Below are 203 nucleotides of genomic sequence, written 5' to 3' on the forward strand. Positions count from 1 at the left end.
GGAAGACGGGACTCGAACCCGCAACTTTCACCTTGGCAAGGTGACACTCTACCATTGAGTCACTCCCGCATTGAATGCTTGTTTAAATTTAATGGTGCAGATGAAGGGAGTCGAACCCCCACGCCGTAGGCGCTAGATCCTAAGTCTAGTGCGTCTGCCAATTCCGCCACATCTGCAAATTAAATTTGGTGATCTGCCAGGGA

The 203-nt window shown here is 50.2% G+C and carries 1 tRNA gene; it reads right to left on the bottom strand.

The features are described 5' to 3' along the window. Positions 1-92: 92 nt before the first annotated feature. Positions 93-176 (bottom strand) — tRNA-Leu (locus QP548_RS16975). Positions 177-203: the final 27 nt, after the last annotated feature.

Source organism: Clostridium sp. UMB9555A (assembly GCF_030222355.1).
Taxonomy (GTDB): Bacteria; Bacillota; Clostridia; order Clostridiales; family Clostridiaceae; genus Sarcina; species Sarcina perfringens.